Annotated in this window: 14 protein-coding genes; 13 read left to right on the plus strand and 1 reads right to left on the minus strand. The window is 70.3% G+C overall.

Annotated features, from left to right (window positions below):
• The first annotated feature begins 93 nt into the window (after nucleotides 1-93).
• From ABZ471_RS00485 to ABZ471_RS00500, 4 genes are all read left to right on the plus strand, one after another.
• The gene (locus ABZ471_RS00485; RefSeq protein WP_359060780.1) at nucleotides 94-1,167 is read left to right on the plus strand and encodes an Rv2578c family radical SAM protein; all 1,074 of its coding nucleotides are present in this window, start codon (nucleotides 94-96) and stop codon (nucleotides 1,165-1,167) included.
• A gap of 136 nt (nucleotides 1,168-1,303) precedes the next feature.
• A complete protein-coding gene (locus ABZ471_RS00490) occupies nucleotides 1,304-2,872 on the plus strand; it encodes an alpha/beta hydrolase (protein WP_359060782.1) in 1,569 nt (522 codons plus the stop codon).
• 56 nt (nucleotides 2,873-2,928) lie between these two features.
• Entirely contained in the window at nucleotides 2,929-3,327 is a 399-nt protein-coding gene (locus tag ABZ471_RS00495; protein ID WP_359060784.1) for a RidA family protein, read from the plus strand.
• A gap of 39 nt (nucleotides 3,328-3,366) precedes the next feature.
• On the plus strand, nucleotides 3,367-3,885 hold the full coding sequence (locus ABZ471_RS00500) for a GNAT family N-acetyltransferase (RefSeq protein WP_359060786.1): 519 nt from the start codon (nucleotides 3,367-3,369) through the stop codon (nucleotides 3,883-3,885).
• A gap of 42 nt (nucleotides 3,886-3,927) precedes the next feature.
• Here the strand turns inward: ABZ471_RS00500 and ABZ471_RS00505 are convergent, their stop codons facing one another.
• Nucleotides 3,928-4,509, minus strand: a complete 582-nt coding sequence (locus ABZ471_RS00505) for an adenylosuccinate lyase (RefSeq protein WP_359060788.1) — start codon at nucleotides 4,507-4,509, stop codon at nucleotides 3,928-3,930.
• Between the two features lie 378 nt (nucleotides 4,510-4,887).
• Here ABZ471_RS00505 and ABZ471_RS00510 point away from each other — a divergent pair, with 378 nt between their 5' ends.
• The 9 genes from ABZ471_RS00510 (at nucleotide 4,888) to pssA (ending at nucleotide 16,228) form a co-directional block, all read left to right on the plus strand.
• Nucleotides 4,888-6,693: a 3-hydroxybutyryl-CoA dehydrogenase gene (locus tag ABZ471_RS00510; protein ID WP_359060790.1), complete on the plus strand. Its 1,806-nt coding sequence runs from the start codon at nucleotides 4,888-4,890 to the stop codon at nucleotides 6,691-6,693.
• Nucleotides 6,694-6,844: 151 nt separating this feature from the next.
• Nucleotides 6,845-7,675, plus strand: coding sequence for a TetR family transcriptional regulator (locus ABZ471_RS00515; protein ID WP_359061270.1), 831 nt, complete (start codon nucleotides 6,845-6,847; stop codon nucleotides 7,673-7,675).
• 825 nt (nucleotides 7,676-8,500) lie between these two features.
• Nucleotides 8,501-9,838 carry a crotonyl-CoA carboxylase/reductase gene (ccrA, locus tag ABZ471_RS00520; RefSeq protein WP_359061272.1) on the plus strand — a complete coding sequence of 446 codons (1,338 nt, stop codon included), beginning with the start codon at nucleotides 8,501-8,503 and terminating at the stop codon, nucleotides 9,836-9,838.
• Nucleotides 9,839-9,847: 9 nt separating this feature from the next.
• On the plus strand, nucleotides 9,848-11,875 hold the full coding sequence (locus tag ABZ471_RS00525; RefSeq protein ID WP_359060792.1) for a protein meaA: 2,028 nt from the start codon (nucleotides 9,848-9,850) through the stop codon (nucleotides 11,873-11,875).
• Nucleotides 11,872-12,837 carry a CoA ester lyase gene (locus ABZ471_RS00530; RefSeq protein ID WP_359060794.1) on the plus strand — a complete coding sequence of 322 codons (966 nt, stop codon included), beginning with the start codon at nucleotides 11,872-11,874 and terminating at the stop codon, nucleotides 12,835-12,837. Before ABZ471_RS00525 ends, ABZ471_RS00530 begins: the two co-directional genes overlap by 4 nt.
• A gap of 5 nt (nucleotides 12,838-12,842) precedes the next feature.
• A complete protein-coding gene (locus ABZ471_RS00535) occupies nucleotides 12,843-13,355 on the plus strand; it encodes a MaoC family dehydratase (RefSeq protein ID WP_062716551.1) in 513 nt (170 codons plus the stop codon).
• On the plus strand, nucleotides 13,355-14,560 hold the full coding sequence (locus ABZ471_RS00540) for an acyl-CoA dehydrogenase family protein (protein WP_359060797.1): 1,206 nt from the start codon (nucleotides 13,355-13,357) through the stop codon (nucleotides 14,558-14,560). The genes ABZ471_RS00535 and ABZ471_RS00540 overlap by 1 nt, the downstream gene beginning before the upstream one ends.
• 170 nt (nucleotides 14,561-14,730) lie before the next feature.
• The gene (locus tag ABZ471_RS00545) at nucleotides 14,731-15,387 is read left to right on the plus strand and encodes a phosphatidylserine decarboxylase (RefSeq protein WP_359060799.1); all 657 of its coding nucleotides are present in this window, start codon (nucleotides 14,731-14,733) and stop codon (nucleotides 15,385-15,387) included.
• Nucleotides 15,388-15,409: 22 nt separating this feature from the next.
• The gene (gene pssA / locus ABZ471_RS00550; protein ID WP_359061274.1) at nucleotides 15,410-16,228 is read left to right on the plus strand and encodes a CDP-diacylglycerol--serine O-phosphatidyltransferase; all 819 of its coding nucleotides are present in this window, start codon (nucleotides 15,410-15,412) and stop codon (nucleotides 16,226-16,228) included.
• Nucleotides 16,229-16,253: the final 25 nt, after the last annotated feature.

Consider the following 16,253-nt stretch of genomic DNA (forward strand, 5'->3'; position numbering starts at 1 on the left):
CCAACCACCCCGGCACCCGGCCGCCCAAATCGGGGTCGCACGATCATGGGAACGTATGTTCTATTCTGTGGCGAGCGCTACCGAGGAGGCGTCATGCGCTGGGAGAACCTCACCGTGGAATCCAGGGAGCCCGAGGAGTCCGGCGGTCACGGCCGGGCCGCCGACGCCGCGCTGTTCGGCGCGGACGCCGTCACCACCCGCACGTTCGACACGCCCGAGTTCCGCGGCATCACCTTCCACGAGGTCCGGGCCCGCTCGATCCTGAACCGGGTGCCGGGCGCCTCGCGCATGCCGTTCGAGTGGACGGTCAATCCGTACCGTGGCTGCTCGCACGCATGCGTGTACTGCTTCGCCCGCAAGACGCACAGCTACCTGGACCTCGACACGGGGCTCGGCTTCGACACGCAGATCGTGGTGAAGGTGAACGCGCCCGAGCTGCTGCGCCGCCAGCTGGCCTCGCGCCGCTGGCAGGGCGACCACGTGGCGATGGGCACCAACGTCGACTGCTACCAGCGCGCCGAGGGCCGCTACCAGCTGATGCCGGGCATCATCTCGGCCCTCACCGAGTACGCGAACCCGTTCTCGATCCTGACCAAGGGCACGCTGATCCTGCGGGACCTGGACCTTCTGACCCGGGCCGCCCGGGTGACGGACGTCGGCATCTCGGTCTCGGTGGGCTTCACCGACACCCGGCTGTGGCGCACGGTGGAGCCGGGCACCCCGGCGCCCGAGCGCCGCCTGGACGTCGTGCGGACCCTCGGCGAGCACGGGATCGGCTGCGGGGTGCTGATGGCGCCGGTCATCCCGTTCCTGAGCGACCACCCGGCCCAACTGCGGGACACCGTACGGGCGATCGCGGCGGCCGGGGCCACCTCGGTCACGCCCCTGGTGCTGCATCTGCGGCCGGGCGCCCGGGAGTGGTTCACGGCCTGGCTCGGACGGCACCACCCGCACCTCGTTCGCCGCTACGAGCGGCTGTACGCGGAGGGCGCCTACGCGCCGAAGTGGTACCAGCGCCGGATCACCCGTCAGGTGCACGAGCTGGCCCAGGAGTACGGCATCGGGCCCACGCGCGCGGGGACGACCCGGCGGATCCGGCCGGTCGAGCCCCCGGAGGCCACCGAACCCCCGGCCCTGCCGGAACCGACCCAACTCACTCTCATGTGAGCGCGTTAGAGGGCATCCCTCGACCCAATTGGGTCAACTATGGACATAGTACGTTCTTCAGGGCTCTCCTCCCGGGACGATGCGGCGAGAGCCGTGACCCGCGCGGTTCGCAGCACCCTCCGTCCCGGGAGGACCCATGGGAACACGCGCAGCCGTGCTGTGCGCCGTCGCCGCCGTGCTGGCCGGCTCGGTCACGGCCGTGCCCGCAGGCGCGGCCGGCACCGCTCCGGCGGCGAAGCCCGCCTGGAAGAAGTGCGCCACCAGTGAGTATCCGACCCTCCAGTGCGCGTCCCTGCAGGTGCCGCTGGACCACGCGCACCCTTCCGGGGAGCAGATCACGCTCGCCCTGTCCCGCGTCCCGCACACCGCGGAGATCTCCCAGGGCCCGCTGCTGGTCAACCCCGGCGGCCCCGGCGGCAGCGGTCTGACACTGGCCGGGTTCGTCGCCTCCGCGCTGCCCGCGAAGGTGGCGGCGCAGTACGACGTCATCGGCTTCGACCCGCGCGGGGTGGGCAGGAGCACCCCGTCCCTCGACTGCTCGCCGCGCCACTTCAAGGCGGTGCGCCCCGACACGGTGCCCGCCACGGCCGCGCTGGAGCAGCAGAACCTGACGCGCGCCCAGTCCTTCGCCACCGCCTGCGGCCGCACGTACGCGACCGTGCTGCCGTACATCAACACGGTCGCCGCGGTGCAGGACATGGACGCGGTCCGGCAGGCCCTGGGCGCCAAGAAGATCAGCTACTTCGGCTACTCCTACGGCACCTACCTCGGTGCGGTCTACGCGAAGCTCTTCCCCGACCGCGTCCGCCGCCTGGTGCTGGACTCGATCGTGGACCCGACGGGCGTCTGGTACGAGGACAACCTCGGCCAGGACTACGCCTTCAACGACCGCCACCGCGCGCTGATGGCGTGGATCGCCAGGTACGACGCGTCGTACCGGCTCGGCAAGGATCCCGCAAAGGTCGAGGCCGAGTGGTACGCGATGCGGGCAGCCCTGGCGAAGAAGCCGGCGGACGGCACGGTCGGCGCCGCGGAGCTGGAGGACACCTTCATCCCCGGCGGCTACTACAACGGCTACTGGCCCCACCTCGCCCAGGCGTTCGCGGCCTACGTCCACGAGAAGAACACCGGGCCGCTGGTTGAGGCGTACCGGAACCTCGGCGCCGTGGACGCCTCGGGCGACAACGGCTACAGCGTCTACACGGCGGTGCAGTGCCGTGACGCCTCCTGGCCGCGCTCGTGGGACCGGTGGCGGACGGACACCTGGGCGGCGTACGCGAAGGCACCCTTCATGGCCTGGAGCAACACCTGGTACAACGCACCGTGCGCGTTCTGGCCGGGGGACACACAGGCGCCGGTGAGCATCGCCAACGGCAAACTGCCGCCGTCGCTGCTGTTCCAGGCGACCGACGACGCGGCGACCCCGTACCCGGGCGGGGTGACGGCCCACCGTCTGCTGGCCGGTTCCAGCCTGGTGGTCGAGCAGGGCGGCGGCAACCACGGCATCGCGCTGAGCGGCAACGCGTGCCTGGACACGTACCTCGCCGCCTATCTGGCGAACGGCAAGGTCCCGCACGGCACGGGCACGGGCGTGGCCGACGCGGTGTGCCAGAAGTCCCCGGACCCGAAGCCGCTCACGGCGAAGGCGGCCTCGACCGCGTCCCGCGGCTCGACCCTGCACCGTCTGCTGGGGTTCCGCCGCTGACCGACCCTGACGGCCCGTCGGGGACGTTGTCGGACCCGTGGTCCACCATGGAGCGCATGAGTGAACCGACCAGGATCCCCGCCCCCGACGGGGTCGCCCCCGCGGCCCAGTACGCCCACGTCGTCACCGCCACCGGCCGTTTCGTCGCCGTCTCCGGCCAGCTCGCCCTCGACGAGGACGGCAGGCTCGTCGGCGCGGACGATCCGGCCGCGCAGGCCCGGCAGGTGTTCGAGAACCTGAGCCGCTGCCTGGCCGCCGCCGAGGCCGGCTTCCAGGACGTCGTCAAGCTGACCTACTTCGTCACGGACATGGCCCACCTGCCGGCGATCCGCGCGGCCCGCGCCCCGTTCATACCCGACGACCGGCTTCCGGCGGCCTCGGCCGTCCAGGTGGCCGCCCTGGTCGCTCCGGAGTTCCTGCTGGAGGTCGAGGCGTTCGCGGTGGTCGGCGAATAATCACGGGCGCGCACGGAAGCGGCTCTCTAGGGTGCCGCCATGGACGACCGGTTCCCGCACATCCGCCCGATGACCCTCGCCGACTGCGACCGCGTCTCGGAGATCCGCATCCGCGGCTGGCAGCACGCCTACCGCGGGCTCATGCCGCAGCCGTACCTCGACGCACTGAGCGTGGCGCAGGACGCCGAGAAGCGGCGCGCCCGGTTCGCCCGGGGGAACGGCTCGGTGGTGAACCTGGTCGCCGAACGGGACGGGGAAATCGCCGGCTGGGCCGCGTACGGGCCGTACCGGGACGGTGAAGTGCGCACGGCGGACGCCGAGTTGTACGCCCTCTATCTCGACCCCGCGCACATCGGCAGCGGGATCGGGCGGGCGCTGCTGGCCGAGTCGGTCGAGCGGTGCTCCCGGTACCCGCGCATGTTCCTGTGGGTCCTGAAGGAGAACGCAGGAGCCCGCCGCTTCTACGAGGGGGCCGGTTTCCGTCCGGACGGCGCCGAGGAGCCCTTCGACGTGGACGGCGTGGCCGTGCCCGAGGTGCGGTACGTCGGCGGCCGCTGAGCGGGCGTCACCTCTGTCACCACCGGCACCTCCGTCCCGCCCTCACCTCTGCTTCTGCTGCGGGATGCGGGCCAGGGCGTGCACCGCCGCCTCCGCGAGCGCCGGATGCGCGAGGGCCTCGTTCAGGACGCGGCGCGCGCGGTCGTCGCCGAGGGCGCCCAGGCCCTCCACGCAGGCGAGGGCCACCACGCGGTACGGGTCGCGCGGGCGCAGCCGGCGCTCCAGGGTGGTGATCAGTGCGGGCACGGCCTCGGGGGCGCGCAGTTCGACCAGGAGCCGTACCGGGTGCAGGGCGTAGGCGACGCGCAGTTCGTTGGTGGCGAGAGCGGCGGCCGCGCGGGCCGTGCGCGGGTCCCCGAGCCGGGCGAGGGCATGGGCGGCCGAGGCGCAGCGCGGCGGGTCACGGTGGTTGAGCAGCAGGACCAGGGACTCGAAGGCGCGCCGGTCGCCGGCGACGCCCAGCCGGAACGCGGCCAGCTCCCTGGCCCACAAGGGCTGTCCCGGGGCGGTGAGCACCTCCGCCAGTTCGTCGTGGTCCTCGGTCGCCACCAGCAGGTCGTACGCCGCCGAGCCGCGCGACTCCTGCCGTACGCGTTCCGTGAGCGATCGCAACTCTTCGTCCACGAAGACCAGCGTAGGCGGGCCGCACCCGCTCAGGGAGCTACATCACAAACTCGGTCCGCCCCAGGTCTGGCGCGCTCGTTACTGGCGGGTTAAGCTCATACGAGCGAGTAACCCTCTCGCGTTTCCGCTGACGACGGTTTGGTGACGCAGCCGTCGTGAGCGTTGGTCGGTTCGGTACATCGGTACCGCAGTACGACCCGGCTTCGGGACAGAGCCGGTCGGATCCAGCCGCACCCGGGCGTGTGTACGCCCGCGGCGACGGCACCGGGCGTGTGCGCTCGCAGCCCGGCAACACCCGCACTCCTTCCCGCCCCGGCGTGCGCCTTCGGGCGCACCCGGCGCGTTCCCAGTCGTCACCCTCATTCCTGGAGTCCCGCGATGGCCACTCCCCTGTCCGACACCCCTCTGTCCCCGCTCAAGACGATCGCCGTCGTCGGCCTCGGCACCATGGGCACCGGCATCACCGAGGTCCTCGCGAAGGCGGGCCGCGAGGTGATCGGCATCGACGTCAGCGAGGCCCAGGCCGCGCGGTCCCTCGCCGCCCTCGAAGCCGCCACCGCCCGCGCCGTCGAGCGCGGCCGGCTGACCGAGCAGGAGCGCGCCGGCGTCCTGGCCCGGGTCCGCACCTCCACCGACCTCGGCGCGGCGGCCGACGCCGACCTGGTCATCGAGGTGGCCCCGGAGTCGTACGAGATCAAGCAGCAGATCTTCCGCGCGCTGGACGGCATCGTCCGCCCGGAGACGATCCTCGCGACCGGCACCAACGCCCTGTCCGTCACCCGGCTCGCCGCCGACTCGGCCCGCCCGGAGCGCGTGCTCGGCCTGCACTTCTTCAACCCCGCCCCCGCGATGAAGCTGGTCGAGGTCGTCTCCTCGGTGCTGACCGCGCCGCAGGCCGTCGCCGCGGTCACGGACCTGGCCATCGAGCTGGGCAAGGAGCCGGTCGCGGTCGGCGACCGCCCCGGGTTCGTCGCGGACGGGCTGCTGTTCGGCTACCTCAACCAGGCGGCCGCGATGTACGAGGCCCGGTACGCCTCCCGCGAGGACATCGACGCGGCGATGCGGCTCGGCTGCGGTCTGCCCATGGGCCCGCTCGCGCTGCTGGACCTCATCGGCGTCGACACCGCGCGCACGGTCCTGGAGGCCATGTACACCGAGTCCCGCGACCGGCTGCACGCCCCCGCCCCGATCCTGAAGCAGCTCAGCGAGGCGGGCCTGACCGGCCGCAAGTCGGGGCGCGGCTTCTACACGTACGAGGCGCCGGGCAGCGCCACGGTCGTGCCGGACGCGCTGACTCCGGCGCAGGGGAACGCACAGGCCGCCGGCCGTACCGTCCGCTCCGTCGGGGTGGCCGGCTCCGGCACCATGGCCTCCGGTATCGCCGAGGTGTTCGCCAAGGCCGGGTACGAGGTCGTCCTCGCCGCCCGCAGCGAGGAGAAGGCCCAGACCGCCAGGGCCCGGATCGGCAAGTCCCTCGCGCGCTCCGTCGACAAGGGCCGGCTGACCGCCGAGGCTGCCGCCGAGACCCTGGAGCGGATCACCGCGGCCGGCTCCTACGACGCCTTCGCCGACGTCGACCTGGCGGTCGAGGCGGTCGCCGAGGACCTGGAGGTCAAGCAGCAGCTGTTCGCGGCGCTGGACAAGGTCTGCAAGCCGGGCGCGGTGCTCGCCACCACCACCTCCTCGCTGCCCGTGGTCGCCTGCGCCCGCGCCACCTCGCGCCCGCAGGACGTGATCGGCATGCACTTCTTCAACCCCGCCCCGGCGATGAAGCTGGTCGAGGTCGTGCGCACCGTCCTGACGGCCGACGACGTCCACGCCACCGTCCGCGAGGTCTGCCTGAAGATCCGCAAGCACGCCGTGGACTGCGGCGACCGGGCCGGGTTCATCGTGAACGCGCTGCTGTTCCCGTACCTCAACAACGCGGTCAAGATGGTCCAGGAGCACTACGCGTCCCTGGACGACATCGACGCGGCGATGAAGCTGGGCGGCGGCTACCCGATGGGCCCCTTCGAGCTGCTGGACGTCGTCGGCCTGGACGTCTCGCTCGCGATCGAGAAGGTGCTGCACCGCGAGTTCCGGGACCCGGGTCTGGCCCCGGCCCCGCTGCTGGAGCACCTGGTGGCCGCGGGCTGCCTCGGCCGCAAGACCGGCCGCGGCTTCCGCGAGTATGCCCGTCGCTGACGGCGTCGGCGACTGGTTCGACGACGCCACCGACCCGGCGGACTGGGGCGGACTGCTCGATCCGGGCGGGTTTCCCCCGCCCGCCCGGCCCGGCGGCCCCCCGCCCCCGGCGGGCGGGGGAAACCCCGGACCTGCGCATCGAGCTGCGCACATGCAGTACGTTCAGGTCATGCCCCAGCCCGCCAAGTCCTCACGTACACCAGCCACGCCCGACGCACCGGAAAGTGCCGCAGGCAGTCGCGCCGCCGCCCAGCGGCTGAAAATGCGCCGAGAACTGGCGGCCGCAGCGATGGAACTGTTCGCGACCAAGGGGTACGAGGCGACCACCGTCGACGAGATCGCGGCGGCGGCCGGGGTCGCGCGGCGCACCTTCTTCCGCCACTTCCGTTCCAAGGAAGAGGCGATCTTCCCGGACCACGACGACACGCTGATCCGTGCCGAGGCCGTCCTCAACGCCGCCCCGGCCCACGAGCACCCGCTCGACACCGTGTGCCGCGGCATCAAGGAAGTCATGAAGATGTACGCGGCCCGGCCGGAGATCTCGGTCGCCCGCTACAAGCTCACGCGCGAGGTGCCCACCCTGCGCGAGGCCGAGATCGCCTCGGTCGCCCGCTACGAGCGCCTGTTCACCCGCTATCTGCTCGGTCACTTCGACGAGCACGCGCACGCGGACGACGCCAACGACGACCCGCTGCTCGCCGAGGTCGCCGCCTCCGCCGTCGTCACCGCTCACAACCACGTCCTCAGGCGCTGGCTGCGGGCCGGCGGACAGGGCGACGTGGAGGCCCAGCTCGACCACGCCTTCGCCATCGTCCGCAAGACCTTCGGCAACGGCATCGGGGCCGGGCGTCAGTCCTCCCCGCGGCCGGCCCCCGCGGCTGCCGTGACCTCGCAGGGCGAGGTCCTGGTGACCGTCGCGCGCACCGACGCGCCCCTCGACGAGGTGATGCGCACGATCGAGCAGGCGCTGAAGGAGCGCTGACGCCGGGCGGGCCCGAAGAACGCCGCGAGGTGCGGGCCCGCCTCGCCGGTCACCGGGCCGGCCACCAGCCGCCCCCTCTCACCGGGGACGCCGGCGGGGCCGGCATCAGGCCCGGGTCGTGTCCGGTCGCATGCAGGCCCCTGGGGCGGCGCGGCCGCGGGCCGCTCGGCAGACGCCCGCCCCGGGGCCATCGGGCAGGGCCCCCTCCACTCCTGCTCGCCCCGCTCCCGCGGACCGGCCGACGGGGCAGCGGCTCGGCCGGCACGGAGAACCCGACGCCCTTGCAGGGCACGAGATCGAGCCGCACGCCGCCCGGCAGCCCTCGACGCACCCCGGTCCACCCCGGCCGGGCGACGCCCCGGGCGCCCTCCGAGCCCGGCAAAGCCCCCGATGCCGCGTACGGCGTCGCGGGGAGGCACGACTTCTGCCGGACCGCACCCAGACCCCGACAAGACCGCTCATTGTCACCTACTCGACAGTAGGTTTGATCGATCATCGCTCATTTGTTACGTAAAGATTTCATCTGAGAGCAAGTTCTGGCACTCAGTGCCTTGTCCTCTGACACGCGGTGTCATACGTTGAAGGAGTCCGGGCGGCCGGCGAGCAGAGACCGATCGCTCGTCGGCTGTCCCCGCAAGCCGACGGCCTGCGCGCCCGGACGCCTGCGTCACAGGCAACCTCCCGCGCCACAAAGCGCTGCCGAAGCACCACCCGCCGAACCGACGGCACGTTTCACCCAAACCCTCAGCAGCTCTCTCAGCAGCACCGACGAACCCTCAGCGCCCCTCCCTCAGGGCGCTCACCGCCGGAGGCAACACCGTGACCGTGAAGGACATCCTGGACGCGATCCAGTCGAAGGACGCCACGTCCGCCGACTTCGCCGCTCTGCCGCTCCCCGACTCGTACCGCGCGATCACCGTGCACAAGGACGAGACGGAGATGTTCGCGGGCCTGGAGACCCGTGACAAGGACCCGCGCAAGTCGATCCACCTGGACGAGGTGCCGGTGCCCGAGCTGGGACCGGGCGAGGCCCTGGTGGCCGTCATGGCCTCCTCGGTCAACTACAACTCGGTGTGGACCTCGATCTTCGAGCCGCTGTCCACCTTCGGGTTCCTGGAGCGCTACGGCCGGCTCAGCGAGCTCACCAAGCGCCACGACCTGCCGTACCACATCATCGGCTCCGACCTCGCGGGCGTCGTCCTGCGCACCGGCCCGGGCGTCAACGCCTGGAACCCCGGTGACGAGGTCGTCGCGCACTGCCTCTCCGTCGAGCTGGAGTCGTCCGACGGCCACAACGACACGATGCTCGACCCCGAGCAGCGCATCTGGGGCTTCGAGACCAACTTCGGTGGCCTCGCCGAGATCGCGCTCGTCAAGTCCAACCAGCTGATGCCGAAGCCCAAGCACCTCAGTTGGGAGGAGGCCGCCGCCCCGGGCCTGGTCAACTCGACCGCCTACCGCCAGCTGGTCTCCCGCAACGGCGCCGGCATGAAGCAGGGCGACAACGTCCTGATCTGGGGCGCCAGCGGCGGCCTCGGCTCGTACGCCACCCAGTTCGCGCTGGCCGGCGGCGCCAACCCGATCTGTGTCGTCTCCAGCGACCAGAAGGCGGACATCTGCCGCTCGATGGGCGCCGAGGCGATCATCGACCGCAACGCCGAGGGCTACAAGTTCTGGAAGGACGAGCACACCCAGGACCCGAAGGAGTGGAAGCGCTTCGGCAAGCGCATCCGCGAGTTCACCGGCGGCGAGGACATCGACATCGTCTTCGAGCACCCGGGCCGCGAGACCTTCGGCGCCTCGGTCTACGTCACCCGCAAGGGCGGCACCATCACCACCTGCGCCTCGACCTCGGGCTACATGCACGAGTACGACAACCGCTACCTGTGGATGTCCCTGAAGCGGATCATCGGCTCGCACTTCGCCAACTACCGCGAGGCCTGGGAGGCCAACCGCCTCATCGCCAAGGGCAAGATCCACCCGACCCTGTCGAAGACGTACTCCCTCGAGGACACGGGCCAGGCGGCGTACGACGTCCACCGCAACCTGCACCAGGGCAAGGTCGGTGTGCTGTGCCTCGCCCCCGAGGAGGGCCTGGGCGTGCGCGACGAGGAGATGCGCGCCAAGCACATCGACGCCATCAACCGCTTCCGGAACATCTGAGAGCCATAGATGACAGAGCGTCAGAAGGACCGTCCGTGGCTCATGCGGACGTACGCCGGCCACTCCACGGCCGAGGCGTCCAACGAGCTGTACCGGCGCAACCTCGCCAAGGGCCAGACCGGTCTGTCGGTGGCGTTCGACCTGCCGACGCAGACCGGATACGACCCCGACCACATCCTCGCCCGCGGCGAGGTCGGCCGGGTCGGCGTGCCGGTCTCGCACCTCGGTGACATGCGCCGGCTGTTCCAGGACATCCCCCTGGAGCAGATGAACACCTCGATGACGATCAACGCCACCGCCATGTGGCTGCTGGCGCTCTACCAGGTCGTCGCCGAGGAGCAGGGCGCGGACATCACCCAGCTCCAGGGCACGACCCAGAACGACATCGTCAAGGAGTACCTGTCCCGGGGCACCCATGTGTTCCCGCCGGGGCCGTCGCTCCGCCTGACGACGGACATGATCGCGTACACGGTCTCCCACATACCGAAGTGGAACCCGATCAACATCTGCAGCTACCACCTGCAGGAGGCCGGGGCCACGCCGGTGCAGGAGATCGCGTACGCGATGTCCACCGCGATCGCCGTCCTCGACGCCGTGCGCGACTCCGGCCAGGTGCCGCAGGAGCGCATGGGCGACGTGGTCGCGCGGATCTCCTTCTTCGTGAACGCGGGCGTCCGCTTCGTCGAGGAGATGTGCAAGATGCGGGCGTTCGGCCGCATCTGGGACAAGGTCACGCGCGAGCGGTACGGCATCGAGAACACCAAGCAGCGCCGGTTCCGCTACGGCGTCCAGGTCAACTCCCTCGGGCTGACCGAGGCGCAGCCGGAGAACAACGTCCAGCGGATCGTGCTGGAGATGCTGGCGGTGACCCTGTCGAAGGACGCCCGCGCGCGTGCCGTGCAGCTGCCGGCCTGGAACGAGGCGCTGGGCCTGCCCCGGCCCTGGGACCAGCAGTGGTCGCTGCGCATCCAGCAGGTCCTCGCGCACGAGAGCGACCTGCTGGAGTACGAGGACATCTTCGAGGGCTCGCACGTCATCGAGGCGAAGGTGGCCCAGCTGGTCGAGGACTCCCTCGCGGAGATCGACCGGATCCAGGAGATGGGCGGCGCGATGGCGGCCGTCGAGTCCGGCTACCTCAAGTCGCAGCTGGTCGCCTCGCACGCCGAGCGCCGGGGCCGGATCGAGTCCGGCCAGGAGAAGATCGTCGGCGTCAACATCTTCGAGACGACCGAGCCGAACCCGCTCACCGCCGACCTGGACGCCGCGATCCAGACGGTCGACCCGGCGGTCGAGGCCCGGGTCGTCGAGGCGATCGGGACCTGGCGCGACACGCGCTACCAGCCGCCCTTCAACCACCCGCGCCCGTGCAAGGCGCTGGAGCGGCTGAAGGAGGCCGCCAAGGGCACCGCCAACCTCATGGAGGCCACCCTGGAGTGCGCCCGCGCCGGGGTCACGACCGGCGAGTGGGCCGGTGCCCTGCGCGAGGTCTTCGGCGAGTTCCGGGCGCCGACCGGTGTCTCCTCCGCGCCGATCGCCGTCCCCGTCGAGGAGGGCTCGGCGCTCGCCGAGGTCCGCGCCAAGGTGGACGCCACCGCCCGCGACCTGGGCTCCGGCAAGCTGCGCTTCCTGGTCGGCAAGCCGGGCCTGGACGGGCACTCCAACGGCGCCGAGCAGATCGCCGTCCGCGCCCGTGACGCCGGCTTCGAGGTGGTCTACCAGGGCATCCGGCTGACGCCGGAGCAGATCGTGGACGCCGCGCTGGCGGAGGACGTCCACGCCGTGGGCCTGTCCATCCTCTCCGGCTCGCACGCCCAGCTGGTGCCGGACGTGCTGGAACGGCTCCGTGTGGCCGGTGCCACAGATATACCGGTGATCGCCGGTGGCATCATCCCGAATGGTGACGCCGAGGAGCTCCGGGCCGCCGGAGTGGCCGCGGTCTTCACCCCGAAGGACTTCGACATCACCGGAATCATCGGCCGCATCGTCGACGAGATCCGGAAAGCGAACAAGCTCGACCCCCTGGAGGTCCCCGCATGACCACGCCCGTCAACCGTCTGCGTCCGCGACGCTCCTGCCTCGCGGTCCCCGGAAGCAACCCCCGCTTCCTGGAGAAGGCGCAGGGCCTCCCCGCCGACCAGGTCTTCCTGGACCTGGAGGACGCGTGCGCGCCGCTCGCCAAGCCCGAGGCGCGGCACACCATCGTCAAGTTCCTCAACGAGGGTGACTGGACGGGCAAGACGCGGGTGGTGCGCGTCAACGACTGGACGACCGAGTGGACGTACCGTGACGTCGTGACCGTCGTCGAGGGCGCGGGCCAGAACCTCGACTGCATCATGCTGCCGAAGGTGCAGAGCGCCGAGCAGATCGTCGCCCTGGACCTGCTGCTCACGCAGATCGAGAAGACCATGGGCTTCGAGGTCGGCAAGATCGGCATCGAGGCGCAGATCGAGAACGCACAGGGCCTGAACAACGTCAACGCGATCGCGCAGGCCTCCCCGCGCGTCGAGACGATCATCTTCGGCCCGGCCGACTTCATGGCGTCCATCAACATGAAGTCGCTGGTCGTGGGCGAGCAGCCGCCCGGCTACCCGGCGGACGCCTACCACTACATCCTGATGAAGATCCTGATGGCCGCCCGCGCCAACAACCTCCAGGCGATCGACGGTCCCTACCTGCAGATCCGCAACATCGACGGCTACCGCGCGGTCGCCCAGCGCGCCGCCGCGCTCGGCTTCGACGGCAAGTGGGTGCTGCACCCGGGCCAGGTCGAGGCGTCCAACGAGATCTTCTCGCCCTCCCAGGAGGACTACGACCACGCCGAGCTGATCCTGGACGCGTACGACTACTACACGTCCGAGGCGGGCGGCAAGAAGGGCTCCGCGATGCTCGGCGACGAGATGATCGACGAGGCCAGCCGCAAGATGGCCCTGGTCGTCTCCGGCAAGGGGCGCGCCGCCGGCCTGCAGCGCACCAGCAAGTTCGAGATCCCGGAGGCCTGAGCGCGATGCAGTTCGGACGCACCTACGAGGAGTTCGAGGTCGGGGCGACGTACAAGCACTGGCCGGGCAAGACGGTCACGGAGTACGACGACCACCTGTTCTGTCTCCTCACCATGAACCACCACCCGCTCCACATGGACACGAACTATGCGGAGAAGACGACGGACTTCGGCAAGAACGTCGTCGTCGGGAACTACATCTACTCCCTGCTGCTCGGCATGTCCGTCCCGGACATCTCCGGCAAGGCGATCGCCAACCTGGAGATCGAGTCGCTCAAGCACGTGGCGCCGACCTTCCACGGCGACACGATCTACGGTCAGACGACGGTGCTCGACAAGTGGCCGTCCAAGTCGAAGAACGACCGCGGGATCGTCTACGTCGAGACCAAGGGCTACAAGCAGGACGGCACCCTGGTGTGCGTCTTCCGCCGCAAGGTCATGGTGCCCACCGAGACGTACATCAAGGAGCGCGGCGGCGAGCAGCCCGGCCGCCCGGAGCTGAAGCAGCAGGAGAAGTAATGGCACGCCTCGCCCAGACCGCCGGTCTGACCGACATCCAGCAGGAGATCCTCTCCACCGTTCGGGACTTCGTCGACAAGGAGATCATTCCTGTCGCGACCGAACTGGAGCACCGCGACGAGTACCCGCAGCAGATCGTGGACGGCCTGAAGGAACTCGGCCTGTTCGGTCTGATGATCCCCGAGGAGTACGGGGGCCTGGGCGAGTCGCTCCTCACCTACGCGCTGTGTGTGGAGGAGATCGCCCGCGGCTGGATGTCGGTGTCCGGCATCATCAACACGCACTTCATCGTCGCGTACATGCTCAAGCAGCACGGCACGCAGGAGCAGAAGGACCACTTCCTGCCGCGCATGGCCGCCGGCGACATCCGGGGCGCGTTCTCGATGTCGGAGCCGGGCCTGGGCTCCGATGTGTCGGCGATCACGTCGAAGGCGGTCAGGGACGGCGACGAGTACGTCCTCAACGGCCAGAAGATGTGGCTGACGAACGGCGGCACGTCGTCCCTGGTGGCCGTTCTGGTCCGAAGTGACGAAGGACACCCCGAGGGCACGGCGCCCCACAAGTCGATGACGACCTTCCTGGTCGAGAAGGAGCCCGGCTTCGGCGAGGTCCGCCCCGGCCTGACGATCCCGGGCAAGATCGACAAGATGGGCTACAAGGGCGTCGACACCACCGAGCTGATCATGGACGGCCTGCGGGTTCCGGCCGATCGGGTGCTCGGCGGCGTCACCGGCCGAGGTTTTTACCAAATGATGGACGGCGTGGAGGTCGGCCGCGTCAACGTGGCGGCGCGCGGCTGCGGCGTCGCCCAGCGCGCGTTCGAGCTGGGTGTCCGGTACGCCCAGCAGCGGCACACCTTCGGCAAGCCGATCGCCCAGCACCAGGCCATCCAGTTCAAGCTGGCCGAGATGGCTACCAAGGTCGAGGCCGCGCATGCCATGATGGTCAACGCTGCACGCAAAAAGGACTCCGGAGAGCGAAACGACCTCGAGGCCGGGATGGCGAAGTACCTCGCCTCCGAGTACTGCAAGGAGGTCGTGGAGGATGCCTTCCGGATCCACGGCGGCTACGGCTTCTCCAAGGAGTACGAGATCGAGCGCCTCTACCGCGAGGCCCCGATGCTGCTCATCGGTGAAGGGACCGCCGAGATCCAGAAAATGATCATCGGGCGCAGGTTGCTCGAAGAGTATCGATTCCAGGGCTGATTGTCCGGATACGGGGTGTTTTCTTCGAGAAGAAGATCACACCCCGTAGGCGCCGGTCAGCCGCCGACTCGGCTGACTGGCTTGCCCAGTTGTAGCCCGCGACCGGTACGATCCCGGGAAAGCCGCCGTCCCCCGATAGAGCGCGGCATCATCCGCTACGAAGGTCATCCATGCCCCACAGCCAAACCTCTGCACCTCGCGACAGCCGAAGCGGCGTACGCCTTGCGCGCGGAGCATCGCCGTGGCTTCTTCCGACCGTCGCCACCGCAGCCCTCAGCCTGGCCCGCGCCCGCCGCTCGGGCGTCGCCAAGGCCGTCGCCGTGCCCGCCACCGCGCTCGCGGCGGGCATGCTGTGGTTCTTCCGCGACCCCGAGCGCGAGATCGCCCCGGGCCGGGTCATCTCCCCCGCCGACGGTGTGGTGCAGAGCATCATGCCCTGGAAGGACGGCCGCACCCGCGTCGCGATCTTCATGAGCCCGCTCAACGTCCACGTCAACCGCGCGCCCCTCGCGGGCACGGTGACGTCGGTCGAGCACGTCCCCGGTGGCTTCGTTCCCGCGTTCAACAAGGAGAGCGAGAACAACGAGCGCGTAGTCTGGCATTTCGACACCGAACTCGGCGACATCGAGATGATCCAGATCGCCGGCGCGGTGGCCCGCCGCATCGTGCCCTACATCCCGGAAGGCACGAAGGTCGAGCAGGGTGACCGTATCGGTCTGATCCGCTTCGGCTCGCGTGTCGACCTCTACCTGCCCGAGGGCGTGGAGGTCGCGGTCGAGGTCGGCCAGAAGACCGTGGCTGGGGTGACTCGCATTGACCGTGATTGATCCGGAGACCCAGGCGGGCTGGGTGCCCGAGGCCGACGAGGTGGACGAAGAGGAGGAGATGCCCCTCTCTCTGCGCCTCTCGATAGCGGACACCCTCACGCTGGGCAATGCCACGTGCGGCTTCATGGCGGTGTACTTCACCACCACCGGCATCCTGATCCCGCACCTCACGGGCGACCAGGAGACGGGCATGGCCCGCCACAGCGCGGCCACGGCGGTCATCCTGATGCTCTGCGCGGCCGTCTTCGACCTGTTCGACGGCCTGGTCGCACGGAAGCTGCGCTCCTCCCCGATGGGCGCCGAGCTGGACAACCTGTCCGACCTGATCAGCTTCGGCCTCGCGCCCGCGTACTTCGTCCTCGTCTACGGCATGGTCGCGGACGACGCGCACCAGAGAATGGCGGCGCTCGGGGCAATCGTGGTGCTCCTGGCCGTCGTCCTGCGTCTGGCACGCTTCTCGTGCGTGACGCCGAGGAACGGCATGTTCCAGGGCATGCCCTCGCCGTTCGGCGCGCTGACGGTCGTCTCGATCGTCCTGCTGGAGCTGCCCTTCGTGGCGACCCTGCTGGCGATCCTGGGCACCGCGTGGCTGATGGTGAGCCGCGTGGAGTACCCGAAGCCGCGGGGCCGCCTCGCCGGCGCCATGCTTTCCTGGATCGTCCTGTCCATGGGCCTTCTGGCCGCCTGGGCCTTCGACGCCCCGAGCGGTCAGCTGCTGCTCCAGACGGGCTGCGCCCTGCAGCTGGTCATGGGCGCGGTGATCCCGCTGTTCGCCACGGCCCGCCGGGTGAACAACTTCCGCGACAACCGGCGTGAGGCGCGGGCGACGCAATTGCCGTAGCGGCGCTTATGCCGAGGGCCCCGGA

It is taken from the genome of Streptomyces sp. NPDC005728 (assembly GCF_040630895.1).
GTDB lineage: Bacteria > Actinomycetota > Actinomycetes > Streptomycetales > Streptomycetaceae > Streptomyces.